Source organism: Streptomyces sp. NBC_00654, from assembly GCF_026341775.1.
Classification (GTDB): Bacteria; Actinomycetota; Actinomycetes; order Streptomycetales; family Streptomycetaceae; genus Streptomyces.
In genome coordinates this window covers 857,899-884,307 of the sequence record NZ_JAPEOB010000003.1, presented here as the reverse complement: position 1 = coordinate 884,307, position 26,409 = coordinate 857,899, and the positions used below count along the sequence as shown (strand labels likewise).

27 protein-coding genes and 1 pseudogene are annotated in these 26,409 nt (G+C 71.5%); 10 read left to right on the top strand and 18 right to left on the bottom strand.

Going from position 1 to position 26,409, the window contains the following annotated elements; all coding sequences use genetic code 11:
- Window positions 1-25: 25 nt before the first annotated feature.
- Complete coding sequence (locus OHA98_RS36370) at window positions 26-490, bottom strand: hypothetical protein (protein ID WP_266932014.1); 465 nt, start codon at window positions 488-490, stop codon at window positions 26-28.
- A 79-nt stretch (window positions 491-569) separates the two neighbouring features.
- Window positions 570-1,256 carry a GDSL-type esterase/lipase family protein gene (locus tag OHA98_RS36365; protein WP_266932013.1) on the bottom strand — a complete coding sequence of 229 codons (687 nt, stop codon included), beginning with the start codon at window positions 1,254-1,256 and terminating at the stop codon, window positions 570-572.
- Between the two features lie 60 nt (window positions 1,257-1,316).
- Between OHA98_RS36365 and OHA98_RS36360 the strand changes: the two genes are divergently transcribed.
- The gene (locus OHA98_RS36360; RefSeq protein WP_266932012.1) at window positions 1,317-2,318 is read left to right on the top strand and encodes a WD40 repeat domain-containing protein; all 1,002 of its coding nucleotides are present in this window, start codon (window positions 1,317-1,319) and stop codon (window positions 2,316-2,318) included.
- Between the two features lie 298 nt (window positions 2,319-2,616).
- On the opposite strand, the gene OHA98_RS36355 is transcribed toward OHA98_RS36360, so the two are convergent.
- The 3 genes from OHA98_RS36355 to OHA98_RS36345 form a co-directional block, all read right to left on the bottom strand.
- On the bottom strand, window positions 2,617-2,970 hold the full coding sequence (locus OHA98_RS36355) for a beta/gamma crystallin domain-containing protein (RefSeq protein ID WP_266932578.1): 354 nt from the start codon (window positions 2,968-2,970) through the stop codon (window positions 2,617-2,619).
- Between the two features lie 304 nt (window positions 2,971-3,274).
- Window positions 3,275-3,673, bottom strand: a complete 399-nt coding sequence (locus OHA98_RS36350) for a PPOX class F420-dependent oxidoreductase (RefSeq protein ID WP_266932011.1) — start codon at window positions 3,671-3,673, stop codon at window positions 3,275-3,277.
- A gap of 31 nt (window positions 3,674-3,704) precedes the next feature.
- A complete protein-coding gene (locus OHA98_RS36345) occupies window positions 3,705-4,487 on the bottom strand; it encodes a TetR/AcrR family transcriptional regulator (protein ID WP_266932010.1) in 783 nt (260 codons plus the stop codon).
- A gap of 113 nt (window positions 4,488-4,600) precedes the next feature.
- Between OHA98_RS36345 and OHA98_RS36340 the strand changes: the two genes are divergently transcribed.
- The 4 genes from OHA98_RS36340 (at window position 4,601) to OHA98_RS36325 (ending at window position 7,647) form a co-directional block, all read left to right on the top strand.
- Complete coding sequence (locus OHA98_RS36340) at window positions 4,601-5,770, top strand: ATP-binding cassette domain-containing protein (RefSeq protein WP_266932009.1); 1,170 nt, start codon at window positions 4,601-4,603, stop codon at window positions 5,768-5,770.
- Window positions 5,767-6,606, top strand: a complete 840-nt coding sequence (locus tag OHA98_RS36335) for an ABC transporter permease (protein WP_266932008.1) — start codon at window positions 5,767-5,769, stop codon at window positions 6,604-6,606. The genes OHA98_RS36340 and OHA98_RS36335 overlap by 4 nt, the downstream gene beginning before the upstream one ends.
- A 45-nt stretch (window positions 6,607-6,651) precedes the next feature.
- Window positions 6,652-7,164, top strand: coding sequence for a GNAT family N-acetyltransferase (locus tag OHA98_RS36330; RefSeq protein ID WP_266932007.1), 513 nt, complete (start codon window positions 6,652-6,654; stop codon window positions 7,162-7,164).
- A 69-nt stretch (window positions 7,165-7,233) separates the two neighbouring features.
- The gene (locus OHA98_RS36325) at window positions 7,234-7,647 is read left to right on the top strand and encodes a DUF4259 domain-containing protein (RefSeq protein ID WP_266932006.1); all 414 of its coding nucleotides are present in this window, start codon (window positions 7,234-7,236) and stop codon (window positions 7,645-7,647) included.
- A gap of 212 nt (window positions 7,648-7,859) precedes the next feature.
- Here OHA98_RS36325 and OHA98_RS36315 read toward each other — a convergent pair whose 3' ends face one another.
- The 8 genes from OHA98_RS36315 to OHA98_RS36280 form a co-directional block, all read right to left on the bottom strand.
- Window positions 7,860-8,474 (bottom strand): Uma2 family endonuclease, encoded by a 615-nt coding sequence (locus OHA98_RS36315; protein WP_266932005.1) that lies wholly within the window; start codon window positions 8,472-8,474, stop codon window positions 7,860-7,862.
- 158 nt (window positions 8,475-8,632) lie between these two features.
- A complete protein-coding gene (gene serC / locus OHA98_RS36310; protein ID WP_266932004.1) occupies window positions 8,633-9,751 on the bottom strand; it encodes a phosphoserine transaminase in 1,119 nt (372 codons plus the stop codon).
- A 140-nt stretch (window positions 9,752-9,891) separates the two neighbouring features.
- Window positions 9,892-11,100: a cytochrome P450 gene (locus OHA98_RS36305; RefSeq protein ID WP_266932003.1), complete on the bottom strand. Its 1,209-nt coding sequence runs from the start codon at window positions 11,098-11,100 to the stop codon at window positions 9,892-9,894.
- Window positions 11,097-12,332 (bottom strand): cytochrome P450, encoded by a 1,236-nt coding sequence (locus OHA98_RS36300; protein WP_266932574.1) that lies wholly within the window; start codon window positions 12,330-12,332, stop codon window positions 11,097-11,099. Before OHA98_RS36300 ends, OHA98_RS36305 begins: the two co-directional genes overlap by 4 nt.
- A gap of 11 nt (window positions 12,333-12,343) precedes the next feature.
- The gene (locus OHA98_RS36295) at window positions 12,344-12,991 is read right to left on the bottom strand and encodes an ATP/GTP-binding protein (RefSeq protein ID WP_266932002.1); all 648 of its coding nucleotides are present in this window, start codon (window positions 12,989-12,991) and stop codon (window positions 12,344-12,346) included.
- A complete protein-coding gene (locus OHA98_RS36290; RefSeq protein ID WP_266932001.1) occupies window positions 12,972-13,343 on the bottom strand; it encodes a DUF742 domain-containing protein in 372 nt (123 codons plus the stop codon). The genes OHA98_RS36295 and OHA98_RS36290 overlap by 20 nt, the downstream gene beginning before the upstream one ends.
- The gene (locus OHA98_RS36285; RefSeq protein WP_266932000.1) at window positions 13,340-13,777 is read right to left on the bottom strand and encodes a roadblock/LC7 domain-containing protein; all 438 of its coding nucleotides are present in this window, start codon (window positions 13,775-13,777) and stop codon (window positions 13,340-13,342) included. The genes OHA98_RS36290 and OHA98_RS36285 overlap by 4 nt, the downstream gene beginning before the upstream one ends.
- Window positions 13,774-15,420, bottom strand: a complete 1,647-nt coding sequence (locus tag OHA98_RS36280; RefSeq protein ID WP_266931999.1) for a sensor histidine kinase KdpD — start codon at window positions 15,418-15,420, stop codon at window positions 13,774-13,776. Before OHA98_RS36280 ends, OHA98_RS36285 begins: the two co-directional genes overlap by 4 nt.
- A gap of 388 nt (window positions 15,421-15,808) precedes the next feature.
- Between OHA98_RS36280 and OHA98_RS36275 the strand changes: the two genes are divergently transcribed.
- A complete protein-coding gene (locus OHA98_RS36275) occupies window positions 15,809-18,553 on the top strand; it encodes an FAD-binding and (Fe-S)-binding domain-containing protein (protein WP_266932572.1) in 2,745 nt (914 codons plus the stop codon).
- A 264-nt stretch (window positions 18,554-18,817) separates the two neighbouring features.
- Here the strand turns inward: OHA98_RS36275 and OHA98_RS36270 are convergent, their stop codons facing one another.
- Both OHA98_RS36270 and OHA98_RS36265 read right to left on the bottom strand, forming a co-directional pair.
- Window positions 18,818-19,246, bottom strand: a complete 429-nt coding sequence (locus OHA98_RS36270; RefSeq protein ID WP_266931998.1) for an ester cyclase — start codon at window positions 19,244-19,246, stop codon at window positions 18,818-18,820.
- 224 nt (window positions 19,247-19,470) lie between these two features.
- Window positions 19,471-20,367, bottom strand: a complete 897-nt coding sequence (locus tag OHA98_RS36265; protein ID WP_266931997.1) for a LysR family transcriptional regulator — start codon at window positions 20,365-20,367, stop codon at window positions 19,471-19,473.
- A gap of 150 nt (window positions 20,368-20,517) precedes the next feature.
- Between OHA98_RS36265 and OHA98_RS36260 the strand changes: the two genes are divergently transcribed.
- Window positions 20,518-21,477: a DMT family transporter gene (locus OHA98_RS36260; protein ID WP_266931996.1), complete on the top strand. Its 960-nt coding sequence runs from the start codon at window positions 20,518-20,520 to the stop codon at window positions 21,475-21,477.
- A gap of 119 nt (window positions 21,478-21,596) precedes the next feature.
- Here OHA98_RS36260 and OHA98_RS36255 read toward each other — a convergent pair whose 3' ends face one another.
- The 3 genes from OHA98_RS36255 to OHA98_RS36245 all read right to left on the bottom strand — a co-directional run bounded on the left by OHA98_RS36255 (window position 21,597) and on the right by OHA98_RS36245 (window position 23,570).
- Window positions 21,597-22,205 carry a hypothetical protein gene (locus tag OHA98_RS36255; protein WP_266931995.1) on the bottom strand — a complete coding sequence of 203 codons (609 nt, stop codon included), beginning with the start codon at window positions 22,203-22,205 and terminating at the stop codon, window positions 21,597-21,599.
- Entirely contained in the window at window positions 22,193-23,038 is an 846-nt protein-coding gene (locus tag OHA98_RS42805; RefSeq protein WP_323179697.1) for a hypothetical protein, read from the bottom strand. The genes OHA98_RS36255 and OHA98_RS42805 overlap by 13 nt, the downstream gene beginning before the upstream one ends.
- Window positions 23,039-23,123: 85 nt before the next feature.
- Window positions 23,124-23,570, bottom strand: coding sequence for an ATP-binding protein (locus OHA98_RS36245; protein WP_266931994.1), 447 nt, complete (start codon window positions 23,568-23,570; stop codon window positions 23,124-23,126).
- Window positions 23,571-23,811: 241 nt separating this feature from the next.
- Here OHA98_RS36245 and OHA98_RS36240 point away from each other — a divergent pair, with 241 nt between their 5' ends.
- The 3 genes and pseudogenes from OHA98_RS36240 to OHA98_RS36230 all read left to right on the top strand — a co-directional run bounded on the left by OHA98_RS36240 (window position 23,812) and on the right by OHA98_RS36230 (window position 26,283).
- Complete coding sequence (locus OHA98_RS36240; protein WP_266931993.1) at window positions 23,812-25,095, top strand: XRE family transcriptional regulator; 1,284 nt, start codon at window positions 23,812-23,814, stop codon at window positions 25,093-25,095.
- A pseudogene (locus OHA98_RS36235) lies at window positions 25,092-25,600 on the top strand (GNAT family N-acetyltransferase). Before OHA98_RS36240 ends, OHA98_RS36235 begins: the two are co-directional and overlap by 4 nt.
- 104 nt (window positions 25,601-25,704) lie before the next feature.
- Window positions 25,705-26,283: a DinB family protein gene (locus tag OHA98_RS36230; protein WP_266931992.1), complete on the top strand. Its 579-nt coding sequence runs from the start codon at window positions 25,705-25,707 to the stop codon at window positions 26,281-26,283.
- Window positions 26,284-26,409 lie beyond the last annotated feature (126 nt).

The window sequence follows — 26,409 nt, the reverse complement described above, 5'->3', positions numbered from 1 at the left end:
CGCCGACGGGGACACGGGAGACCGGCTACTTGTTGAACGTGTTGTGCTGGGTGCCGCTGCCCTGCACCGGGCCGCTGAACGTGCTGTCGCGGAAGTCGTTGTGCACGGACCCCGGGGCCACGGCCTCGGGGTCGACCGCCCGGACGGCCGTCTCCAGCTCCTCCGCCGCCTCCGGGTCCGCGGTCAGCGAGGCCTGGAACATCGCCTCCCACACCCGTACCGCGCGGGCGAAGGCCTCGTCCGCGGCGACCTGGGTACGCAGCGCCTGTGCGAGTTCCCCGGCCCGCTCCCGGTCCCCGGGGCTGCCTTCCAGCGCGGTCAGCGCCGTCTCGGCGGAGTCGGGCTCCGGGGCCGAACCCTCGGGCGTTCCCGGCGCGGGGTCCCGGCGCCGGCGCACCAGGCCCGTCAGCCCGGACCAGGCCTGACGGCCGATCTCCCCGCCCGCGCCGCCTGCCAGCGCGGCCAGAACACCCAGCGAAATCGGGTCCATTGACCCACCCCCGTACCTGATCGTCACTCGGCCGATGAGGCACCACCGTAAGGTCCGGGGGCGGGTGGGCGCAGCGGTTTCAGCCGTGGGGCGTGTACGGCCCGCCCAGTCCCCACGCCTGGTGCATCGCGTCGGCGAAGGCCGCCGCCAGTTTGTGCTCGCCGCTCGGGCCGGGGTGCGTGCCGTCGTACGTGTCCGTGTGGATGTCGTACCCGGTCGGGCGCGAGGCCAGCAGCAGCGGGGAGGCGGCTTCGTCGAGGTCGGCGACCGCCTTGGCGAGGAGTTCGTTGAAGCGCTCGCACTCGGCGGCGAAGGGGGCGTCCGACTCCGCCCGGACGTTGGGTATCACGGGCAGGAGCACGATCCTGATACGGGGGTTGGCGGCGCGGGCCGCAGCGATGAACGCGCGGGCGTTCCGCGCGGTCTGCGCGCTGTCCGTGTAGAACCCGAGGTCGATCAGGCCGAGCGAGACGAGCAGGACGTCGGCGCGGGTCCCGGTGACCGCGTCCGCGATCACCGGCGCCATGTGCAGCCAGCCCTCGCCCCAGCCCGCGAGGTGCGCGCGGGCCCCGGCGGGGAAGGACGGGGCGCCGTACGCGTACGAGAGCGGGGCGCCCGCCTCGGTGTCGTACAGCTCCGTGCGCGGGCCGACGAACGCGAAACCCCCGCCGAGGGTCGCTTCGAGGTGCTGCCACATACGGAAGCGCCAGGTGAAGTCGCCGGCGCGCCCGATCGTCATGGAATCGCCGACAAGCAGAAAACGCATATGCGCCATCATGGCCGATCAGCGCGTCGGCCTGCGACGTGACGATGGACACTTGAGCCCATGCGCTCGTATCTGACTGCCTTCGGTGCCGCCACGCTCCTGCTGTTCCCGGGGGCGGCCCTCGCCGTGGCCGACGACGGCGGAGCCGATCGGAGCTTCACGATCGAGGACCCCAGGATCACCGAGTCCAGCGGTCTGGCCGCCAGCCCCACCCACCCGGGCATCTACTGGACGCACAACGACAGCGACGACGGTCCGTACATCTACGCCGTCGACTCCCGCACCGGGAAGACCGTCGCGACGATCACCATGCGCGGCGTCGGCGAGCCCCGTGACGTCGAGGCGATCTCGATCGGACCCGACGGCAACGTGTACGTCGGTGACATCGGCGACAACCTGAACGGGACGTGGGACCACGTCTGGATCTACCGCTTCCCCGAGCCGAAGCAGCTGCGCGACGCCACCGTCACGGCGACCCAGTTCGATGTGACGTACGCGGACGGGGCGCGCAACGCCGAGGCGATGATGGTCCACCCGAAGACCGGCCGGGTGTACATCGCCTCGAAGAACGAGGACGGCGGCGGGCTCTACGAGGGGCCCGCGAAGCTCTCCACCGGCGGGACCAATGTGTTCCGGAGGGTGGGGGAGGTGCCGTGGGTGACGGACGGGGCGTTCTCGCCGGACGGGACCGAGCTGGTGCTGCGGTCCTACTTCAGCGCTCGCGCGTACGCCTTCGAGGGCGGCAGGCTCGGCGACGACCGCGCGGTGAGCGCCCCGTTCCAGGGACAGGCGGAGTCGGTGACGTACACGGCGGACGGCTCGGCGCTGATGTTCGGCTCGGAGGGGAGGCGGAGCGATGTGGAGCGGGTGGAGGTCCCGGGCGGGAGCGGCGGCAAGACCTCGGGGGGCGGTTCCGGGAGCGCCGGCCGGGGGTCCGGCGGTGGCGGCGGGGACAGCGCGGACGACGGCGGGGAGAAGGGGAGCATGACGCTGGGCGCGGTCGTCATCGCCGGGGTGGCGGTCATCTGGTTCGCCCTGCGGAGGCGGCGCGGGCAAGGGTGAGGCGAGGCGCGCGGGGCGACGGCCACCGGAACATGCCGATACAGGCCGCGCGGTGAGCACGCGGCCTGTATCGGCCGGCCGGGCATGGGTGAATTCAACCCCACGATGAATTCAGCCAGTTCGGGAAGTGAAGCGAATCGGCGAAGGGTCGTGAATTCGCGAAGGGCGTGCATCGCGAAGGCCGCGTATTGCGAAGGCCGTGCATCGCGAAGGGCTGTGCATTGCGAAGGGTCGTGCATCGTGAATCGGCACGCCCTTCCCGGACAGTGGCCCGCCCGTCCGCCGGTCCGTTCATCCGCTAAATGATTTCGATGTCCTTGACCTTCGGGGGACGGTTCGGGAACGTGATGTCGGTCCACCGGTTGACGCGCACCGAGTCGCCGTTCTCGTCGTAGTAGATGAGGTCGTTGTTGCCCGTCGAGATGCGGTCGACCCACCAGCCTCCGAAGCTGGTCCGCCCCCCGTTGGCGTAGCAGTCCACACTGCTGCGACCGTCCAGGTGCGACCAGATCTTCAGGAAGTTCTCCCCACCACGGCATTCGACGTGGTCGATGGCGTAGGCGTTGCCCGAGGGCAGGGCCATGGTGACCGCCGCGGTGGCGGCGAACGCCACGGCCACGGAACGGGCAATCCTCTTCGTCTTCGAGATCACCATTTCTCCTTCATTCGATGAACGAACGGGGAGGCTATGTCACGGTCGGGCAAATGAAGACGTGTCGAAAATGCATTCGCCGCCCCCGTGAGTCCCTTCCACCGTCTCGTCTCTCGCGCTTGCCCTACGAACATCCTGGAAGGCAGGTGTGTATGGCAATCATTCACGGCTCCCCGGGCCGGAATACGTCCATGAATGTCTAGATCGAGAGCGCGCGGGGAGAGGTCACACGTTTCAGTCGCGGCGGATTGCCGATATGAGTGGTGGCGTACGGGGTCCGCTGCGGATGCGTCTTCGTACCGGCTCATTCGTCCGGAATCGGCCACACCTCGTAGTGGAGCGTCCGGTCACGCTTCAGCCGGTGCGCGAGCGGGACCAGTACCCCGTGCATCACCGGGTACTTGCGCGACAGCATCCGTGCCGCGTGGGTGTTCTCCTTCGTACCCGCGCGGAGCAGCCGCGCGTAGGCCCTGATCCGTGGGCCGGTGGGCCTGCCCCGCACCGTGCACGGGGCGATCTCCACCTCCGGGTGGTTCCTCATCCGCTCGACCTTCCACGCGGAGGAGAAGGTGCGGATGAACGCGTGATCACCCTCGACGGCGATGTTGACGGGGGTGCCCACGACGGAACCGTCCTGCCGGTGGGTGCTCAGCAGGACGGCGTACTGCCTGACGAAAGGAGCGAGCTCCCGGCTGGCGTCCATGTCTCCATTGGCGCACGGACCCGGACCGCCGTCATCCCCTCGCGCGCTCCTGGACGAGCACTTCGAAGCCGTCGATCAGTCGCCGCAGTCCGAACTCGAAGTGGTCGAAGTCGGGGCTGAAGGTGTCCTCCGCCATGCCCGCCATCATCGGGTACTCGCCGCTGAGCATGGCCCGCTCCAGGTAGGGGTGCTGGCCCTCCCAGAAGTCCGCGTCGCTCAGGCCCGTCTGCCGCACGGCCTCCACGGCATGGCTCTGGGTGCGGGCGAGGCCCTCGACGAAGCTGTTGACGGTGATGATCACGCCGATCAGCTCGGGGTCGGACAGGCCCATGCCGCGCAGGCCGGTGAGGGCCAGTTCCAGGCCGCGCAGGGCGCTGGGGCCGAGCACCGTGCGGGCCTGGTTGATCTTGAGCAGCCAGGGGTGGCGGCGGAGGTTGCCCAGATAGGAGCGGGCCATCGCGTCGATGGCGTCGTGCCAGTCCGCGGGCACGTCGGCGGCGCCGCCGGTGAGCGGTTCGCCGAGGACCCGGTCGAGCATCAGGTCCAGCAGTTCGGCCTTGCCTGGGACGTAGCGGTAGAGCGACATCGTGCCGGTGCCCAGCTCGGTGGAGAGCCGGCGCATCGAGACGGCGGCCAGCCCCTCCGCGTCCGCCACGGCGACGGCGGTGGTGACGATCCGGTCCAGGGTGAGACCCGGTTTCGGGCCGCGGCTGGGGCGGTCGCCGGTGCTCCACAGGAGCTCCAGGCTGCGCGCGATGTCGCCGCTCCCGGTGGTCGTGCCATCCGTTTCCGCTGCCGAACCGTTTCTCGTCATGAGCACCAGAGTAATGCGCCGGTCGGAAATTGAGTACGGTGTACTCGCCATCGGGTACGGTGTACCCAGTTCTGATCCGAGAGTTCTGGTCGTCTCTGTGGAGGGGGTGTGCCATGTCTGCGTCCGGATACGCGGTCCTGGCCGAAGGCGTCGTGAAGCGGTACCGGGAGAAGGGGCGGAGGAAGGACCGGGGGAAGGACGGGGAGAAGGGGAGCGGCGGGGAGAAGCGGGCGCTCGACGGGTTCGACCTCGCGGTCCGCCCCGGCACCGTGCACGGTCTGCTCGGGCCGAACGGCGCGGGCAAGACCACGGCCGTGCGGGTCCTCGCGACCCTGCTGCGGTTCGACGGCGGGCGGGCCGAGGTGGCGGGGCTCGACGTGGGGCGCGAACCCCGGCTCGTACGGAGCAGGATCGGGCTGGCCGGCCAGTACGCCGCCGTCGACGAGGTCCTCACCGGCCGGCAGAACCTGGAGATGTTCGGCCGCCTGTTCCACCTCGGCGCCGGGCGGGCCCGGCAGCGGGCGGGGGAGCTGCTGGAACAGTTCGACCTGGTGGAGGCCGCGGACCGGGGGGCCAAGGAGTACAGCGGCGGCATGCGGCGGCGGCTGGACCTGGCCGCCTCCATGATCCTGGCGCCCGCCGTGCTGTTCCTGGACGAGCCCACGACCGGGCTCGACCCGCGCGGCCGGGGCGAGGTCTGGGACGCGGTACGGGCGATGGTGACGGGCGGTACGACGGTCCTGCTCACCACGCAGTATCTGGACGAGGCGGACCGGCTCGCGTCGCACATCACCGTCATCGACCGGGGCCGGGCCATCGCCGACGACACCCCGGACGGGCTGAAGAACAGGATCGGCGGGGACCGGATCGAGGTCGTCGCCGCCGAGGAGGGTGATCTCCCGGCGGTGGCGCGGGCGGTGGACCGGGTGGCCGGGGGCGGACTCGTCATCACGGACGACACGGCCCGCCGGGTGCACGCGCAGGTCGCCGACCGGGTGGCCGCGCTGACGGAGGTGGCGCGGGTGCTCAGCGACGAGGGGATCGCTGTCGAGGACATCGGGCTGCGCAGGCCCAGCCTGGACGATGTGTTCCTGCGGCTGACGGGGCGCGGCGCGGCGGACGAGGAGTCCCCGGGCGCGAAGGCCGGTGGCGGGACGGACAAAGGGACGAGCGTGGGCACAGGCGCGGGCGCGGGCACGGGCACAGGCGTGGGCGCGGGCACGGGCACAGGCGTGGGCGCGGCCGCGAAGGACGCGAACGAGAGGACGGGGGCGGCGGCATGACCATGCTCGAACTGAAGGACGGCGCGGCGGCCGTGGGGCCGGAGCGTGGCCGGCTCTTCTGGGCGTTCGCCGACTGCTGGAACGTCACACGCCGTAGCCTGACCCACTATCAGCGCCAACCCGTCGCCATCATCTGGCAGTTGGGGTTCCCGATCCTCTCCGTGCTGCTGTACGGCTATATCTTCGGCAGCGCGATGAAGGTGCCCGGCGGGGGTGACTACCGGGAGTTCCTGATGCCGGGCATGTTCGCCACGACCATGACGATGGGCTTCATGAACACCGCGATGGCCGTCGTCACCGACGCGGGCAAGGGCGTCATCGACCGGTTCCGCTCCATGCCGATGGCCCCGTCGGCGGTCGCCTCCGGACGCGGGGTGGCGGACCTCGTCGTGGCCGCCGCCGAGCTGACCATCCTCGCGGCCACCGCGCTGGCGATCGGCTGGCGGGCGGGCGGGCGTCCGATGGCGGCGGTGGGCGCCTTCGGGCTGCTCCTGCTGCTGCGGTTCAGCCTGATCTGGGTGGGTGTCTGGCTCGGCCTGCTGGTGCCGAACGCGGAGGCGGCGGGCGGGCTGTACGCCATCGCCTTCCCCGTCACGATGATCTCCAGCGCACTGGTCGCGCCCTCCCTGATGCCGGGCTGGCTCGGCACCCTCGCCGCGTGGAACCCGGTCTCCTCGACCGCCACCGCGAGCCGTGAACTGTTCGGCAACCCGGTGGCCGGCGGCGGCACCTGGGTGGAGGAACACGCCCTGCTGATGGCCCTGGTGTGGCCGCTGGTGATCACGCTGGTGTTCCTGCCGCTGGCGGTGCGCAGGTTCCAGCGGCTGAGCCGCTGAAAACCGCTTCGTCGCAGGTGGGGGCCCGACGTAGGGTCGGGCCCCATGCACAGTAACGGGCCCTTGCCCTTCACCACCGACCACCTCGACGCGCTGCCCCTGGAGGCCGCGTACGCGGACGAGATGGCCGCCGTCCTCGGCGATCCGGCCCTGCACACGTACACCGGAGGCGCCCCCGAGGACACGGCCGCGCTCCGGGCCCGCTACGAGCGCCAGAGCGCCGGTTCGCCGGACCCCGCCGAGCAGTGGTGGAACTGGGTGCTCCGGGTCCGCGAGGACGGCCGCCTCGCGGGGTACGTCCAGGCGACGGTACGGGGCGGGGCGGCGGAGATCGCCTGGGTCGTGGGGACGCCGTGGCAGGGCCGGGGCTACGCGAAGGAGGCGGCGGCGGGCCTCGTCGCGCACCTGCTGGCGGACGGTTCCGTCCGTACGGTCCTCGCGCACATCCACCCCGACCACACGGCGTCCGCCGCCGTTGCCGGGGCGGCGGGACTCGCCCCGACCGACGAGTGGGAGGACGGCGAAGTGCGCTGGCGCCGGGACGTACCGGGGGCCTGAGGGGGTGTGCCCGGCCGATTGTCAGTGGTGGCGGTCAGGATGGGGGGCACCAACGGAGAAAGGGACCCCATGGGCGCCTGGGACATCGGGTATTTCGACAACGACACCGCGGCCGACTTCGGCGGCCGGGTGGACGACGCCCCGCCGGAGAAACGCGCGGATGTCCTCCGGGACGCTCTGGCGGAGGCGGTGAACACCTCCCCGCAGGGCTATCTGGACGACGGCGAGGTGGTGGTGGCCGCCGCCGCGCTGGTGGCCGCCCAGTGCCCCGGCGGTGAGCCCGTCACCACCGCGTACGGCCCGAAGGAGCCCTTGCCCCCGCTCCCCGCGGACCTGCGCCCGCTGGCGGTCCGGGCCCTGGACCGGGTCGCCGGGGAGAATTCGGAGGTCCTGGAGCTCTGGGCCGACGGCGGTGCGGGCGAGGAGTGGCTGGCCGGGGTCGCCGCCCTGCGCGCGGTGCTGGCGGCGGCGCCGGCGGAGTGACGGGGGCCGCGGTGGGGTGACGGGGGCCGCAGTGAGGTGACGGGGGCGGTGCGGCGGGTGACGGGGTGCCATGAGACGCCGGTGTCAGGTCAGCTGCCCGGGCGGGCGCCCGTCGCTCCGTCGATCGGTTCGCGGACGATGTCCATGTGCCCGGCGTGCCGCAGCACGTCCTCCAGCGCGAGGTCGGCGGCGGCACGACCCCGGCCCGGTCCTCAGCGTTTCGGGCGGCCCGCCAGCACCAGCTCGGAGACGTCGAGGGAGACCTCGGCACCGATGGAGGCGGGGAGCGGGGCCTGCTGGCCCGGTGCGTACACCTCGTGGCGGTCGTATCCGCCGGCCATCGGCTCGGTCAGGACATGGATGCGGCCGTGCTTGCGGTCGAGGATGACGTAGACCGGGATCTTGGCATAGGCATACATGGCGACCTTGTTGCGCAGATCGTTCTGGTAGTTCCCGGAGGTGACCTCCACGACCATGCGGAAGACGCTGGGGTCGTAGGTGGCGTTTTCGGCCGGGTGATCCCGGTAGTCCGCGTCGACGAGCGCCAGATCGGGGACGGCGTAGTCGTGGGGGCCGCTCGGCAGCCAGAGGCCCGCGCCCTGGAGGACTCTGGACTCCTTGCTGTGGAGTCCTGCGGCGCCGAGCGCGAGCGCGAGTGTGGTCAGCGCGTCGGCGTGCGGGCCGTCCGGCGACGGGGCCACGGTGATGACGCCTCCGATGATCTCGACGCGGCGCCCCGGGAGCTGTTCGGAGAGTTCGTTGGCACTCTCCAGCAGCGAGATTTCCGGTTCACCGTCACAGGGGTGCTCGACTGCTGCTGCAGACATTGCGGGCCTCCTGGAATGGCTGGTGTCGAGAACATCATCGTAGGACCGAGCGGTGCCGGATGTCCCACAGGCGATCCGCCACCCGGTCGAGTGAAGCAGAGACGGCCCGGCACACGAGGTGTGTGCCGGGCCGTCTCCGTATGTCTCCGTACGTCTGCTTACAGCTGCTCGATCACGTAGTCGACGCAGGCCGTCAGCGCCTGCACGTCCGACGGGTCGATCGCCGGGAACATCGCCACGCGCAGCTGGTTGCGGCCCAGCTTGCGGTACGGCTCGGTGTCCACGATGCCGTTGGCGCGCAGCACCTTGGCGACGGCCGCCGCGTCGATGCCGTCCTCGAAGTCGATCGTGCCGATGACCTGGGAGCGCTTCTCCGGGTCGGTGACGAACGGGGTCGCGTACGTGGACTTCTCGGCCCAGCCGTACAGGTTCGCCGCCGAGGCTGCCGTGCGGCCGGTGGTGAAGTCCAGGCCGCCCTGGGTGTTCATCCACTTCAGCTGCTCGTTCAGCAGGAAGAGCGTGGCCAGGGCCGGGGTGTTGTACGTCTGGTTCTTCAGGGAGTTGTCGATCGCCGTCGGGAGCGAGAAGAACTCCGGGATGTGGCGGCCCGAGGCGTGGATACGCGCCGCGCGGTCCAGGGCGGCCGGGGAGAACGCCGCGATCCACAGGCCGCCGTCGGAGGCGAAGGACTTCTGCGGGGCGAAGTAGTAGACGTCCGTCTCGGTGATGTCGACCGGAAGGCCGCCCGCACCGGAGGTGGCGTCCACCAGGACGAGGGACCCCTCGTCCGCGCCCGCGACGCGCTTGAGCGGCGCGGCGACACCCGTGGACGTCTCGTTGTGGGTGAAGGCGTAGACATCGACGCCCGCCTCGGCCCGCGGGTCCGGGTGGGTGCCCGGGTCGGAGGCGATCACCGTCGGGTCGGCCAGCCACGGGGCGAGCTTGGCGGCCTTGGCGAACTTCGAGGAGAACTCGCCGAAGTTGAGGTGCTGGGACTTCGATTCGATCAGACCGTGCGTCGCGATGTCCCAGAAGGCGGTGGAGCCGCCGTTGCCCAGGATCACCTCGTATCCGTCGGGGAGGGAGAAGAGGCTGCGTACGCCGTCACGTACCTCGCCGACCAGGTTCTTGACCGGGGCCTGGCGGTGGGACGTGCCGAGAAGGGAGGTGCCGGTGGCGGCCAGCGCGTCGAGCGCCTCCGTCCGCACCTTGGAGGGTCCGGCGCCGAAACGTCCGTCGGCGGGCTTGATGTCAGCGGGAATCTGGATATCGGCCACGAGTCGGAGCGTAGTCCCTCGGCGGCACGGCGCAGCACGGTGTCCGTCGGATGAGACGGGGGCTCCGGCCTGCGGACCCGGCCCCGACGGGCCGGGTCCATCACGTCGCGGCCGGGCCGACGAGGGCCCGCGGCGGCGGCTCAGCCGAGGTCGACCGGCAGCTCGTACAGGTCGTTCTGCGTGACGATCGGCTTGTTGCGCAGTTCCTCGGCGGGCACCGCGAGGTCCAGGTTTGGGAACCGCTCGTACAGCGCGGGCAGCGCGATCCCCGCCTCCAGGCGGGACAGCGCCGCACCCGGGCAGACGTGCGGGCCGTGGCCGAAGGCGATGTGGCGGTTGGGGGTGCGGGTGGCGTCGAACTCGCCCGCGGTCGGACCGTACGCCTGCTCGTCGCGGCCGAGCGCGCCGAAGGAGACGATCAGCGCCTCGCCCTTCGGCAGCACCTTGTCACCGACCTCGACGTCCTCGGTGGCGAACCGGATCAGGACGTGCGAGGTGGGGGTGTTCCAGCGCAGCGTCTCCTCGATCACGCCCTCCCACGGGATCTCCCCGTTCAGCACCCGCGCGCGCTGCTCGGGGTGGGTCTGGAGCGCCTCCACGACATTGACGATGAGGCTGATCGTGGTCTCGTGACCGGCCGCGATGATCAGCTGGAGGGTGTTGACGATCTCCTCGTCGGTGAGGCGGTCACCGTCCTCGGAGGCCGCGATCAGGGCGCTGGTCAGGTCGTCGCCCGGGTTGGCCCGCTTGCCGTCGACGATCTTCGTGAAGTGGGTGCCGAGGTCCGCCATCATCTGCGGGACCTCCTCCGGCGGCGTCTGCGTGGAGAAGAACTTCTCGAACAGTTCCTTGAGCCGGGGGTGGTCGGCGGCGTCCACGCCCATCAGCTCGCTGATGACGTTCATGGGCAGCGGGTAGGCGAACTCCGCCTTCAGGTCCACGCGCTGCCCCTCGGGCAGCTCCGCCAGCCGGTCCAGGCTCGCCTTCGTCAGTGCCTCTATGCCCTCCCGCAGCCGCTCCACCCGCTTCACGGTCAGGGCCTGCGCGACCAGCGTGCGCAGCCTGCGGTGCTCGGTGCCGTCGACGGTCAGCATCGAGCGGCCGGGGTTGGCGAGGCCGATCAGGGGCCAGTCCATCGGAATCTCGCCGCGCTGCCAGGCGCCCCAGACATTGATGTCCTTCACGATCCGGCTGTCGGTGAGGAGCGCCTTCGCCTCGGCGTGGTGCGTGACGGCGTAGCAGTGCACGCCGCCCGGCAGCTCCACCTCGGCCAGCGGCCCGGCCGCCCGGAGTACGGCGCCCTCACCGTCGAGATCGGTCACGAAGGGGTCCAGGGCGATCCGGGTCATGGTCTTCCTCCGAGAGCGGGAGTGGGAGTGAAACGCACCGGCAGGTCGGTCAGGCCGCGCAGCCACGGCGACGGGCGGCGGGTCAGCGCCTCGGCGGGGACGGCGAGGTCCACGTCGGGCAGCCGGTCCAGGAGGACCTCGATCCCCGTACGGGCGACGACCTCGGCGGTCTCCTGGGCGGGGAAGGGGCAGCGGTGCTCGCCGTGGCCGAAGGAGAGGAAGGCGTTGTTGCCGCCGGTGAGCGCCGAGGCGTGGGTGCGGACCTGCGGGTCGCCGTTGGCGGCGGCGATCCCGAGGAGGAGCAGGTCCCCGGCGCGGATGTGCCGGCCGCCGAGGTGGGTGTCGCGGGAGGCCCACCGTCCGGCGACGTTCTGGGTGGGGGTGTCCTCCCAGAGCACCTCGTTCATCGCCTCGGCGACGCTGTGCCGCCCGCCGGAGAGGGAGGCGGCGAACCGGTCGTCGGTGAGCATGAGGCGCAGCGAGTTGCCCATCCAGTCGGCGGTCGGCTGGTGGCCCGCGGCCATCATGACCATCAGGTCCTGGGCGATCTCCTCGTCGGTGAAGCCCCCGTCGTCGGCGAGCATCCGGCTGGCGACGTCGTCGCCCGGCACGGCGTGCTTGTCGGCCAGCAGCTGGGCCATGGAAGTGGTGAGGTGCTGCGCTCCGGCGAGCGCCCTCTCCCGGCCGTCGATCATGTCGTTGAGCGAGCCGACGAGCGCGGCACCGGTCTCGTTGGAGAAGCCGTAGAGCTTCGCCAGGACGAGCGCGGGGAGCAGCATCGTGTACCGCGCGATGATGTCCGTCCCGCCGGTGGAGCAGAACCGGTCGATGAGCCCGTCGGCGAACTCCTCCGCGTACCGCTTCAGCGCGAACGGGTCGACGCCCTCCAGCGCGTTGCTGATCATCATGGCGCGCCGGCTGTGCCGTTCGCCGACCGTGTAGAGGATCGACGGCTGCTTGCGCCCGATCATCGGCAGCAGCGGCCAGTCGTCCGGGATGCGGTCCCACTGGTTCCACAGGTCCGAGTCCCGGCTGAAGAGCACCGGGTCGCCGGTGACCTGGTGCAGTTCGCGGTAGCCGAGGATCAGCCAGGCGGGCACGTCGCCGTCCAGCACGACCGGGGCCACGGCGCCGTGGTCGCGCCGCATGTCCCGGTACAGCCGCACGGGGTCGGTCTGGAAGCGGGGTCCGGACAGCGGTACGGACCCGTGGGTGACGGGGCAGCCCGTCACGGGGAGAGCGGTCACGGGGTGGGCTCCGGGGTCTTGGCGGGCGTTGCCGCGGCCAGGGCCGCCTGCGGGGGCCGGGCGCGGGCGGCCAGCTTCTGGAGGTGTTCGACGAGCGTGATCAGCACGTACTTGCTGGAGGACCGGTCCCGGGCGTCGCACTCCACGAGCGGGACGTCCGCGGACAGGTCCAGGGCCTCCCTTATCTGCTGCTCGGTGTGGAGCGGGCCGCCGAAGTCGTTGCACGCCACGATGAAGGGCGTGCCGTGGTGCTCCAGCCGGTCGATGGCGTACCAGGAGTCGGCGAGCCGCCGGGTGTCGACGAGCACGACGGCGCCCAGCGTCCCGGAGAAGAGCCGGTCCCACAGGAACCAGAAGCGTTCCTGTCCGGGGGCGCCGAAGAGGTACAGCACCGAGCGGGCGTCGAGCGTGATCCTGCCGAAGTCGAACGCGACCGTGGTCGACGTCTTCGCGTGCACACCGTCGAGGTGGTCGACGGCCTCGCCCGCGCGGGTCATGGTCTCTTCCGTGTTCAGCGGGCGGATCTCGCTGACGGAACGGACCATGGTGGTCTTGCCGACGCCGAAGCCGCCGACGACGACGATCTTCAGTCCGTTGTCGGCCGTCGCCTGCAGGGCGGCACGGTCAGAGGTTGCGGAGTCCAACGAGCACCTGTTCCAGGATGTCGGGGTCGGGGAGCCGGTCCGCGACACGGGCGGTACGGGGGTGGCGGGCGCTGATCCGGCTGGTGTCGAGCAGGTCGCACAGCATGATGCGGACGATGCTGACAGGCAGGTTCAGGCTCGCGGCGATCTCGACGACCGCCGTGGGGCGCTCGCACATCCGCAGGATCGCGACATGTTCCGACTGCATGCCGGGGGACGGATCGCATTCCGCGACGACGAGGGTCACCAGGTCGAAGGCGGCCGAGTCGGAGCGGCTGCGGCCACCGGTGAGGGTGTAGAGCCGGTCCGGATCGTCGTCGCGGCCGGGGCGGGGGCGGGGCGCCGTCGTCATACGGCCGTGGTTTCCGCCGCGGCCGGGTCACCGGCCGGGTAGCGCGGCGGGGCGACGAGGTGTTCGCCGAGCTGCTCGACGAGTTCGCTCATGTTGTGCCCGACGAGGCCGACGTCGGAGTCCTCCGCCGCGACGACCGCGAGGTGCGCGCCCGCGCCCGCCTCGACGATGAACAGCACACCGCCGTAGAACTCGGTCATCGCGGACCGTACGCCGCCGGTGCCGTCACCGAACTCGATGGACGCGCCGTGCGACAGGCTCTGGATCCCGGCGGAGATCGCGGCCAGCTGGTCCGCCTGGTCGACGGAGAGCTCGGGGGTGCGGCACAGCTTGAGGCCGTCGCGGGACAGGACGAGGGCGTGCCGGGTGCCGGGGGTGCGGTCGAGCAGGCCCTCCAGCAGCCAGTTGAGCTTCTCGTCGGTGGTCGCGGTCATCGGGTGTTGCCTTCCGGGTGCGGGGAGTTGGCTCGTACCGCCTTGCTGAAGGTGTTGAAGCGGGCTGCCTGAACCTTCGGGTCGGTGGTACGGGGCCGGGGGCTGTCGGCTCCGCCGGGGGCGGCAGTGCCGGTACGGGACTCGGCGGCGGCCAGGGTGCGGCCGCGGCGGCGCTTGGGCAGGCCGCTCTCGCCGAACGTGGGCACGGCTCCGGTCGATTCGGAATCCGGGCCGGTGGCCGGCGCCTGGGCGGCGGGGGCCGGCAGCCGGAAGGAGCCGGTGGCCGAGTCCACGTCGGACCCGGCGTCCGGTCCCGACGCGCGGGAGACGTCCGGGTGCGCGTCCGGGTATGCGTCCGGGGTCGTGTCCCGGTGCGCGGCCGGTGCGTGGGCGGGCTCCGGCTCGGCGGGCGTGACCGGTGCCGGGGCGGACGCTCGCGCGGGTACGGACTCCTGCGCGGGCACCTGCGCCTGCGCGGGAATCGGCGCGGCGGCGGTGTCGGGCTCGGCGGTGGGCGCGGTGACGCGGGAGATGAGGTCCTGCGGCAGCATCATCAGCGCGCCGGTGCCGCCCCGGGCGGACGGCCGGAAGGAGACGGTGAGGCCGTGCTTGCGGGCCAGCCGGCCGACGACGGCGAGGCCGAGCCGGGTGCCGGACAGACCGGTCAGGTCGTGGTTCTCGGCGGCCACGGCGCGTTCGGCGCGGCGCAGCTGGACATCGCTCATGACGAGGCCGCTGTCCTCGACGGTGATGACGATGCCCGCCGGGACCTCCTCGACGTACACGTGGACCTCTGCGGTGGGCGGCGAGAAGTTGGCGGCGTTGTCGAGCAGCTCGGCCAGGGCGTGCATGACGCCCTCGGCGGCGTGCCCGGCGATCGCGACATCGCTCGTCGAGTGCAGCCGCACCCGCTGGTAGCTGCCGATCCGCCCCATCGCGCCGCGCAGGATCGACTCCATCACGATCGGCTTCGCCCAGCGGCGCCCGGAGCGGGCACCGGTCAGTACGGCGATGGAGTCGGCGAGCCGGCCCGCCTGGGCGGTGCGGTGGTCCAGGTGGAGCAGATCCCCGAGCACGTCCTCGGAGGTGTGCCGGTGCTCCATCTCCCGCAGGTCGGCCAGCATGCTGGTGGCCAGGGCCTGCATGCGTCCGGCGGCGTTGGCGCAGGCGGCGACGGCGGCGGAGCGCTCGGTCTCGCTGCGGCTGGCACGAGCCGTGAGCCGCTGGGTCTCGGCGGTGAGGCGGGCCTGCTCCGAGGCGGCCTCGTTGCTGAGGCGGGACATCTCGGCCCGTGCCTCGGCGGTGATCCGGGCGTTCTCGGCGGAGGCCGCCGCCTTGATCCTGGCGGTCTCGGCGGTGAAGCGCTGGGCGTCCGCCGCCGAGGCGGAGACCATGCGCGAGGTTTCGGCGGTGAACCGCTGGGACTCGGCGGTCCGCTGGGCGCGCAGGGCGCGTGCCGTGCCCAGGGTGTGGACGGTGACGGCCAGGGCGACGCTCAGCAGCACGGCGGCGGCGCCCGCTCCCCAGGCCAGCGGGGTCCTCACCGCATCAGGGGCGACGGCGACCGCCCACACGGTCAGTGAGCCGGTGACGATTGCCGAGATCAGCAAGGCGAGTGCGGTCGGCCGGAATGAGGGGCGCAATCGGAGTCCTTGGGGCGGACGGTGCGGGACAGGTCAGATTGGGACAGTCCGTCACGAGAATGGATGAACGTGACAACTGGAGCTGATAATTCCTGCTCAAGTCTTGGTCACTATAAGAGAATTGACGATTGATTTGGGAAGTTCCTGTGGGCTTTTTTGTTCCGAATGTGCCTTTGCGTCCGGTCCTATCCCAAGAGTTCACCCCGTCGAAGGGCATCCTGAGCGCATGGCCGAAGAGCGCGAGGGGATTTCCGGACAGACGGACGACCCCGGACACGGACTTGGTGCAGACCGGAGCGGGGGGCTTGGTCCGGACCTGGAGCACGCCCTCGGGGCCGCCGTGCGCGGAGAGGTCCGCTTCGACACCACCGCGCGGGCCCTGACGACGATGGACGCCTCCAACTACCGCCGGGTGCCCCTCGGCGTCGTCGCCCCGCGCGACGCGGACGACGTCGCCGCCGCACTCGCCGTCTGCCGCGAGTACGGAGTCGCGGTGGTGCCGCGCGGCGGCGGCACCTCCATCGCCGGTCAGGCCACCGGTACCGGCATCGTGCTGGACCTGACCCGCCATCTGCGCTCGATCGTGGCGGTGGACGCCGGCTCCCGTACCGCCGTCGTCCAGCCCGGCGTGGTCCTGGACGACCTGCGCGCCGCCGCCGCGCCGCACGGGCTGACCTTCGGCCCCGACCCCTCCACGCACAGCCGCTGCACCCTCGGCGGCATGATCGGCAACAACTCCTGCGGCTCGCACTCGGTCGCCTGGGGCACCACCGCCGACAACGTCCACGCGCTCTCCGTCGTCCGCTACGGCGGCGCCACCCTGCGGCTGGACCGTGAGCGGGCCTCCGGCGACGGCGGCGGCCCGGCAGGGGTGCGGGAACTCGTCGGCGGACACCTGGCCCTGCTGCGCACCGGCTACCCCGACCTCCCGCGCCGTATCTCCGGTTACGCCCTCGACGCCCTGCTCCCCGAACACCCGGGCGGCCCCGACCCGGCCCGCGCCTTCTGCGGCAGCGAGGGCACCCTGGCCGTCGTCACGGAGGCGACCGTCCGCCTGGTCGAGGCCCCGCGCTCACGCGCGCTCGCCGTACTCGGATACGCCGACGAGTCCGCCGCCGCCGAGGCCGCCGCCGGGCTCCTCCCGTACGGCCCGCTCACCGTCGAGGGCATGGCCGCCGACCTCGTACGCGAACCGGCGGGGCTGCCGCGCGGCGGGGCCTGGCTCTTCGTGGAGACGGGCGGGGCCACCCCGGCCGAGGCGCGCGGCCGTGCCGAACGCGTCCTGCGCGCGGCCGACGCGCTCGACGGCGCGGTGGTCACCGACCCGGCCGGACAGCGCGCCCTGTGGCGCATCCGTGAGGACGCCTCCGGTACCGCGACCCGGATGCCCGACGGCAGCGAGGCCTGGCCCGGCTGGGAGGACTGCGCGGTTCCGCCCGCCCGGCTCGGCCCGTACCTCCGCGACTTCCGCGCCCTGCTCACCGAACACGGGCTGCGCGGCACCCCGTACGGCCACTTCGGCGACGGCTGCATCCACGTCCGCATCGACTTCGACCTGCTGAGCCCCGAGGGTGTCGCGCGCTTCCGCCGGTTCTCCGAGGAGCAGGCCGGCCTCGTCGTCGCGCACGGCGGCTCCCTCAGCGGCGAGCACGGCGACGGCCAGGCGCGCGCCGAACTGCTGCCCCGGATGTACGGGGACGAACTCGTCGGCGTCTTCCACCGGTTCAAGGACCTGTGGGACCCGGACGGCGGGCTGAACCCCGGGATGCTCGCCCGCCCGGACCGCCTCGACTCCAACCTCCGGTTCGCCGTGCTGCCCAAGGGCCCGGTGGACGTGGCCTTCGGCTACCCGCAGGACGGCGGCGACTTCTCGGGCGCGGTCCGCCGCTGCGTGGGCGTCGCCAAGTGCCGTACGGCCGGGGCGGCGGGCCCGGACGTCATGTGTCCGTCCTTCCGGGCGACCGGCGAGGAGGCCCACTCGACACGTGGCCGGGCCCGGCTGCTGCACGAGATGCTGGCGGGCGAGGTCATCACGGACGGCTGGCGGTCGACGGAGGTACGGGACGCCCTCGACCTCTGTCTGTCCTGCAAGGGCTGCCGCAGCGACTGCCCGGTGGGCGTGGACATGGCCACGTACAAGGCGGAGTTCCTGCACCACCACTACCAGGGGCGGCTGCGGCCCGCCGCCCACTACGCGATGGGCGGGCTGCCGCGGTGGCTGCGGCTCGCCGCCCCGTTCGCCCGCCCGCTGAACGCCCTGGCCCGGGTCCGCCCGCTCGCCGCCCTCGCCAAACGGCTGGCGGGCATCGCGCCCGAACGGAGGCTTCCGGTGCTGGCGACGGAGACGTTCCGCCGGTGGGCGCGCGGACGCGTGGAGAAGAGGACGCGGAACCTCCGGGCCGACGAGGTGGTGACCCTCTGGCCGGACACCTTCACCGACCACCTCTCGCCGGAGGCGGGGCGGGCGGCGGTACGGGTCCTGGAGGCGGCGGGCCGTACGGTGCGCGTCCCCGGCGAGGGCGTGTGCTGCGGCCTCACGTATGTATCGACGGGCCGCCTGGACAGGGCGCGTACGGTGATGCGCCGCACCCTGGACCGGCTGGACCGCCTTCCCGGCGCCCCGCTCGTCGTCCTCGAACCGAGCTGCGCGGCAACCCTCCGTACCGACCTGCCGGAACTGCTCCCCGACGACCCGCGAGCCGCCGGACTCGCCGCGTCCGTCCGCACCCTGGCCCAGTATCTGGAGGAGTACGCCCCCGACTGGACCCCGCCCCGCGTCGAACGCCCGGTCGCGGGCCAGACGCACTGTCACCAGCACGCGGTGCTGGGCGACGGCGCCGAGCGCAGACTCCGTGAACGGATGGGCCTGACCGGCGAACTGAGCGGCGGCTGCTGCGGCCTCGCCGGGAACTTCGGCTTCGAGAAGGGGCACTGGGAGGTGTCGGTGGCCTGTGCGGAGGAACAGCTCCTGCCCTCCGTACGGGCGGCGGAGCCCGGTACGGAACTCCTGGCCGACGGATTCTCCTGCCGAACCCAGCTGGACCAGCTCGCGGGACGCCGGGCCAGACACCTGGCGGAGGTGCTGGCTGAGGGGCTGGAGGCGGACGCGGTGCACGCGGCGGACGGCCCTTGACGGCTGTCCCGGGCGCGGCGTCCGCCTCCTCGCGCCTCTCCCACGATCACGGAAGCGGCTTGTCGGCCTGCTCGGGATGAGCTTCGATGACCGAGTGGCAGATGCTGCCCCTGTGACGCCCGCGATTACCGGAACGCCCACCGCCCGGCCATGACGACATGACCGAAGCAGTCTCACAACATGGTGCGGGCCGGGCGGAGGGTGAAGCCGCTCGGGGTGCCGTCGGCGGTCCGCATACGCAGCCGACGTCGATCGGGTTCTGGTTCAGCGCTCGGCAGCGGCTCGCTCCAGCTGGGCTGTGATTCCGTGCCGGTCGATCTGAATCCAGTACTCGACAATCAGGCCGTCCTCGACTCGATAGACCGCACTGGTCATCGCGGTGAGCTGCGCACCGGTCGGCGGAAAGTGATCGATGGCTCCGACATGTCGTCCGGTCTGCGTCCAACGGGCGTAGACGCGATCACCGTCGGCGATGAGTTCGTCCACGGTGAGCGTGAAGGCGCCGTAGGCGTCGAGCATCTCCTGGACGTGCTCGGCGTACTGCTGCGGTGTTCGTTCCACGACCACCGGCGCCTCCGAGACGATCTGGTGGGCTTGGACCCGGCCGGCCATGAAGCGGTCGGCCCGGCCGGGGTGCAGCCCCGACCGCACCTGCAGCAGGAACTGGTGGACTGTGTCTTTCGCGCTGGGCATCGGCAAATTCTGGCATCCCGGGCATGCCGCGTGAGCCTCGGGGCGTTCGACGACGTGGCCGCGTTCGAACCCCCGCATCGACACCGGACTCGAACGCTGGTAATCGACGTCGTCTGAGGGCCGTTGCGCGGTGCTGATCACAGCCGTCCGTTCACGGATGCGACCAGCGCGGTCGCCTGGTAGCGGACGGAGCAACCGGGGCTTCGGGTCCTGCTCGACAGCCCTCAGGGCCGAGCGTCGTGGTCCCGCCCCACGATCTCGCGGGCCAGCGCGGTGAGCTTCGGCAGCGCGGGGTGGCCGGGGGCGTCGCGGCGGGCGAGCAGCACGGGCAGGGGCGGGGCGTCGTCGAGCGGGCGGTAGGCCACTCCGGCGTGTGGATGCATACCGGCGGTGGAGGCGCCGGACACCCCGGAGCCGCGCCCGGCGGCGATGGCGGTGAGCCAGTCGTCGGTGTTGGCGACGGTCAGGGTGGTGGTGGGCCGGGCGTGCGGCGGCCACAGGTCGAGGGTGGTGGTGCCGGAGACGGTGTTCAGTACGACGGTCCCGGCCACCAGGTCGCCGAGCGACAGGGAAGGGCGCGCCGCGAGCGGCCCGTCGGTGGCGACGGCCGCCACCCGGGCCTCGGTGAACAGCACCTCGGTGACGATCCCCGGCGCGTCCACCGGCCCGCGCAGGAGGGCCGCGTCGACCTCGCCCCGGGTGAGCCCGGCGGTGCGGTCGTCGACGCGCAGCAGTTCGAGCGGGGTCTGCGGGTAGCGCTCCTGCCAGGTCCGCAGCAGCGGTGTGGTGTACGGCCCGAAGGCCGACCAGGCGTGTCCGAGCCGCAGGGGCCAGGTCCGCAGCCGCCCGGAGTCGAGTGCCTCGTCGAAGGCGGCCACCGCGGCGGCGGCCTTGTCGCGGAAGGCGACGCCCTCGGGGGTGAGGGCGAGATGGTGGGTGGAACGGTCGACGAGCAGGACGCCCAGGTGTTTCTCCAGGGCGGCGAGGGTCCGGGAGACGGCGGGCTGGGTGAGCCGGAGGCGGGCGGCGGCGCGGGTGATGTTTCCCTCATCCGCGACGGCGAGGAAGGCGCGCAGGTGCCGGAGTTCCAAGGGGCGGCCGGAAGAGGGGTCCATGCTCATGCGTGGGGAGCATAACGGGAGCCCAGCAGGCATTTCACGAGACGCGCCGGGCTCCTTACGGTGGAAAGGCCCGGCTGATCGGGCAGTCCAGCATCTTTCATCGTTTAGTGCGTTTCATCGGACTGAACATCCCTCCGGAAGGCCAGCCCAGTGAACGACCTGCGTACCGCCGCAGAACCGGCCGCAGCCGCCGTCGCCGTACCCGAGGCGGTGTCGGCGCTCGACAGGACCGGCGGTGGTGAACGGCGCCCGGGTGGCCGGCGGGCCGCGCTGGGGCCGGTGGCGCTCGTGGTCGCGGGCGGCCTCTCGGTCCAGTTCGGCTCGGCGGTCGCGGCACTGCTGATGCCGAGGGCGGGCGCGCTCGGTGTCGTCACCCTGCGCCTGGCCGTCGCCGCGCTGGTCCTGCTGATCATCTGCCGCCCCCGGCTGCGCGGCCACTCGCGGGCCGACTGGGGCACGGTGGTGGCCTTCGGCATCGCGATGGCCGGGATGAACACGCTCTTCTACCAGGCCCTGGACCGCATCCCGCTCGGTATCGCCGTGACGCTGGAGGTGCTGGGCCCGCTCGCGCTCTCCGTCTTCGTCTCCCGCCGCCTGATCAACGTCCTGTGGGCGGGCCTCGCACTGGTCGGCGTCGTCCTGCTCGGCGGCGGCGGCTTCGACCGCCTCGACCCGGTCGGCGCGGCCTACGCCCTGGGGGCCGGCGCGATGTGGGCGGCGTACATCGTCTTCAGCGCCCGCACGGGCCGCCGCTTCCCCCAGGCGGACGGCCTGGCGCTGGCCATGGTGGTCGCGGCGGCCCTTTCCCTGCCGCTCGGCATCATGGAGTCGGGCACCAAGCTCGCGGTCCCCTCCACCCTGGCGCTGGGCGCGGCGGTGGCGATGCTGAGCTCGGTCCTCCCGTACACCCTGGAACTGATGGCCCTGCGCCGAATACCCGCCTCCACCTTCGCGGTGATGATGAGCCTGGAACCGGCAATCGCCGCCACGGCCGGCTTCCTGATCCTGGACCAGGCCCTGTCCACCCTGGACGCCCTCGCCATCGCCCTGGTCATCGGCGCGAGCATGGGCGCGGTGCGCGGGCAGGTGGGCGGGGGGAAGAAGGGCTGAGCCGGGGCGGCGGGGGCGGACGCTTCGGTGGGCGTTGAAGGCAGACGGTGCCGTGCCCCAAGAATTGCGCACGGGGGCGGGGACAGGGCAACCGGGAGAGCCGGACCACTGCTCGGGGGTCATGGGTGTTCCACGACTTTCACGCCGCGTAGTTGGCGGATGAGGAGGGAGGCGAGCATGCCGGGGTATTGGGGTTGGTTGTAGGGGGAGAGTTGGCCGTTGTCGGTGGTGGTCCAGCCGGTGGTGGTGAGGGTGTAGAGGGTTCCGGCTACTCCGTAGAGGTGGGGTTTGCGTACGCGGAGGAGGAGGTGTTCGTCCCGGCGTAGGAAGGGGCACTGGTGGGTGGAGATGTGGGCGTGTTCGGTGCAGAGCGGGGGCATGGTGGTGAGGGATTTCTCGGGCCAGGTGGGGGGTGAGTCCTGGCGTCGCCAGTCGATGAAGAGCCAGCCGTCCTTGTTGCGGTCGGCGGGCCGGGCGCAGATCTGGCAGAGGAGCTGTTCCATGCAGGTGCGTTGGCGGGTGGGGTGGAGGGAGTCGTACTGGATGTGTCCGGGGTCGTCGGATTCCTCGACGCGGACCCACAGGTTGCCGTGCTTGTCCCGGTCTTCGGGGCGTTCGTCGCGGTAGACGAGCCGGGGTCCGTTCGGGGTGAACCGGATGTCGAGGGCGGATTGCAGGGTGCCCCTGTCGCTGCTCCGTGAGGCGACGTACGGGGTCAGGAGGGGCATGGCGTGTTCCTCGTGGGGGTGGTTGTGGGGCGGACGGGAATCGTGGTTCCCGCCGGGTGGTGCCCGTCCCGGTCGCCCGTGGGGGAGCCACTGCGTACGCGACCGGGACGGGGGCTGGTGGGGTGCCGGGGGTCGGCGGTCCGGTTCGGCCGGTGAGGCTGTCCGGTGAGGGTGAGGTGCAGGCCGACCGCCGGATCGGTGACGGTGAGCAGTGTGTGGGGGCCGGATGCGAGGCGGTGCAGTGCGTCGGCCTGGCGCTGGTCGTCGGTGGCCCAGGCTCGGAGCGCTTCGGGGGCGTCGGAGCCGTGGAAGGTGACCGGCCGCACGTCGCGGATCGCCTGTGTCCAGGGGGTGGTGTCGGGGGGTATGAGGTGCCCGTGCGCGTCCGCGAGCCGGAGCGCCTGCCTGCGCAGCCACCGCAGGGCGAGTCGGCGGTTCGGCACGGTGACCCGGCCGAGAGACACGGTGCGCCTTGTCCCGGCGGTCCCGGCGGAAACGGTCAGCTCGGCGACGTAGGCCACGTCTGCGTCGGTGGCACGCTCGCCGGGGCCGGGTTCCGGGTGGACCAGGTGCTGGAGCAAGCCGGCCGCTGCTTCGACGGCGTGCAGTTCGGCGGTACGTTCCGCGTCGCGTCGGAGGATCGCGGCGTCCAGTCCGGTGAGGAACAGGGCCCGGTAGGCGGGGTCGGCCTCGATACGTTGCAACTCGGCGAACAGCCGCTGCGTACGGGGCGGTTGAGGGGCGAGCACCCGCATGATCCGAGGGAAGCGCTGCCGCAAGCGGATTCCGGCGAGGGCGAGCGTGAGGGCGAGCAGGACCGGTAAGAACGTCATGGCCGGTCTCCGTGCTCGGCTCCGTGCTCGGCTTCTGCGCGGTCGAAGAGGTTGGTGAGAACCGCGCACGCCGTGAGCGGGGCGTTCACCGGGTGCCCTCAAGGTGCAGTTCCGCCCAGACCTCTTTGGCCCAGGGGCTCATGCCCGAGCCGTGCAGGTCGCAGCCCCAGCGGTCGGACAACGCGTCGATGAGGAGCAGCCCCCGGCCCGACTCTTCGTTGTCATCGGCCCGACTGAGAGCCGGAAGGCGCGACGGTTCCTGGTCCACGACCCCGACACGGACCCGCGTCGCGCTCGGCTGCGTGACGATCAGGCGGATCTCGTGACACGGGGTGTGCCTGGCGGCGTTCGCGATCAGCTCCGTGGCGATCAGGGCGGCGCGATCGGCGAGGCCGTCGAGACACCACATGTCAAGGACGCTCCGGACGAGCTTGCGGCCGATCTCGGCCGTTGAAGGCTCGCACGGAAAGGTCTGGCTATAGGCAGGGTGGCCGACTGATGCGTAGGGAACTTGCTTACTGAGACTCGTCATTGGGGTGGAGCCTTCGTGTTGTCTCGGCGCCCGGCCGCCCCTCGAATGATTTTTTGGGGGGCGGACCGAGCCGTCAACAGCCGCCCGCACTGTGAGGTGCGGCGGGCGACCAACAACAAGGCAACTCGCTTTTCCGTCCGGATGATTAGGGCGATCCGGTATCCATCCGACGGAGGGCCCTAGGGTGATTTGACCTACCGGTTACCTGCGAGTGGGTGCGCGCGAGGGCTACCGTGTCCGGATGGACACCACGCGTAACACCGCCCTTGAGGCGTGGATGGCCGAACACGGATTCAGCTCCAACAGCCTTGCTGCCGCTGTGAACAGGGCCGTGGAGCAACTGACGGGGAGGCCGGGCGGGCTCGACGGCTCATCCGTCCGGGCATGGAAAGCGGGCCGGGTCATGTGGCCCAAATCGCTCACCCGTAAGGCGCTTGAGGACGTCACCGGTCTGTCTGCCGTCGCCCTAGGGTTCGTGCCACGGAGCCGGACTACGTCCACCCCGGCCTCACCGCACCAGGAGGACTCCGACATGAAGCGCCGTACCCTCGTCGGCGGAATTGTGGCTGCCGCTGCCTCAGCAGCAACCCCCAGCACCGCATGGCCCCGCCGTATCGGAATGAGCGACGTCGACCGTCTCCAGAAGCGATTCACCGAGATCATCGCCAGCGACCAGCGCCATGGCGGACGGCTCGGGCTCGAACAGCGTGCCGCCGCGCTCGCCGACGATGCGCTGAACCTCCAGAACGCCGGCACCGCCACCCAACGCGTACGCAACAGCCTCTACGCTTCCGCAGCGGCGTTCCGCTCCTCGGCGATGTGGGCTGCCATCGACAGTCGCCGCTACGACGTCGCGGAGGCGCACATGCGTGAGGCCCAGGCGCTCGCCGAGATGTCCAGCGATCAGGCGATCAAGTTCCGAATCTGGAGTCACGCGGGGACCCTGTACCGGCACATGGGCCGCCCTGCCGACTCCCTCGCCGCAAACGATGTCGCCCGCAACTTGCACCTCACACGCCGTGACCCCTTGTTCGCCTGCTTGGGGCATGCGCGCCAGGCCGCCAGCCTCGGCCTCACGAACGACACCACCGCCGTGCGGCACGCCCTTGCTTGTGCTCAGGAAGCACTCGAACGCGCTGACCCAGGTCTTGCCCGACCGGTATGGATGACTGCGGTCCGCAACGGAGCAGAGCTTGAAACACTCGCTCTCGCCGCACACCTTCGCCTCGGAAACTTTGCACAGGCCGAAACGCATGCCCACCGGAGCCTGGCCCTGCTCCACCCTCAGATGCGGCGCGACCGAGCCATCAACACTGCCCGGCTTGCCGCCGCCCAACTCGGGCAACGCGATATCGAACCGGCCATCGCCACGGCGATGAAGGTTCCCTCCGACATCGCTGCCCAACACGCCCGTGTGACACGGATGCTGCGGGGGTTCGGTACCGCGCTGCGCGCCACCGCGCCCCGCAGCGCCGCTGTCCGGACCTGGGCCGAGCACGCCGCCACCTGGACAACCACCGCCTGACCATGGCGCCCGCCATGGATCTGCGGAGGTTCGCCGCTCTCGACTCGGCCTGTGGCGACCCTCCTCAACGCGTCCACCGAGGTGCGCCCCGCTGCTCCACCTTCCCGTGGACCGGCACAGCGCCGAGCCAGGATTCGCGGCTGTACTCGCGTACGCGGACGGGCAACCGGTCGGCTACGCCTACGGCAACACCATCGAGCACGGCGACCGGTACTGGCAGCGCACGGACCCGGCACCGGCCGAGAAGTACACCGCGCGTCCGACCTTGGCCCTGAAGGAGATCGGGGTCCGGCGGACCTGGCGGAAGACCGGAACAGCCCGGCGTATCCATGACGCTCACCTCGCCACCCGCGACGAGGCGTTCGTCACGCTCATGGTCAACCCGGCCGCCGGTGAGGGAAAGGTCCACGCGCTCTACAGGTCGTGGGGGTACGAGGACATAGGCCAGAGCCAGCCGTCACCGGCCTCGCCAGTTCTCACGGTGATGATTCGTACCATCCGGTAGCCGCTGCCCGGCCGCCGGGACTACCCGGGTCCAGGCGGGTGTACCTGCGGCGACCTGGCCGGAACGCCATCGTCCGCCCGGTCGCGCAGCGCAGAATCGGCTGGTTGATCCAGAACGACCAGAAGGACGGCACGATGACATCGACCAGCTCCGACCTCCCGCAGTCCGTGGAGCGCGAGGACCTGCTGGCACTGGTCACCGACCAGCGCACCAACTTCCTCTACACCGTCGCGGACCTCACCGAGGAGCAGGCCCGCGCCCGTACGACGGTGAGCGAGCTGACACTCGGTGGGCTGGTCAAGCATCTCGCGCAGGTGCAGCGCGGCTGGCTCGACGTGGTCGAGGGCACGGCGCCGGCCGAGGTGGGCTGGTCCGACCTCGACCCGGACGGTAACCGGCTGACCGAGACCGAGACCCTGGCGGGCGCGCTCGACGCCTTTCACGCCGCCGCCGGAGAGTTCGACCGTACGGTGCGGGAGGAAACCGATCTCAACCGTACGGTGACGCTGCCGCAGTACCCGTGGTCGCCTCCGGAGCCGGTCATCTGGACCGTCCGGCACGCCCTGATGCATGTCTTCCGGGAGATCGCGCACCACAGTGGCCACGCGGACATCGTGCGCGAGGCCCTGGACGGCGCCAGCACCACCGCCCGGATGGCGGAGGCCGCCTCGCGCGGGGAGTGATGCCGTGCGGGGGTGGCCTGGCGCGGGAGGTGCCTTCGCGTGATCGTCGTTCGCGGTCGCTGAGCCGCAAGCTCGGCGCAATCACCCCCGCACCGCCTTCCCCGCACACCCCGATCGTCCGAACCC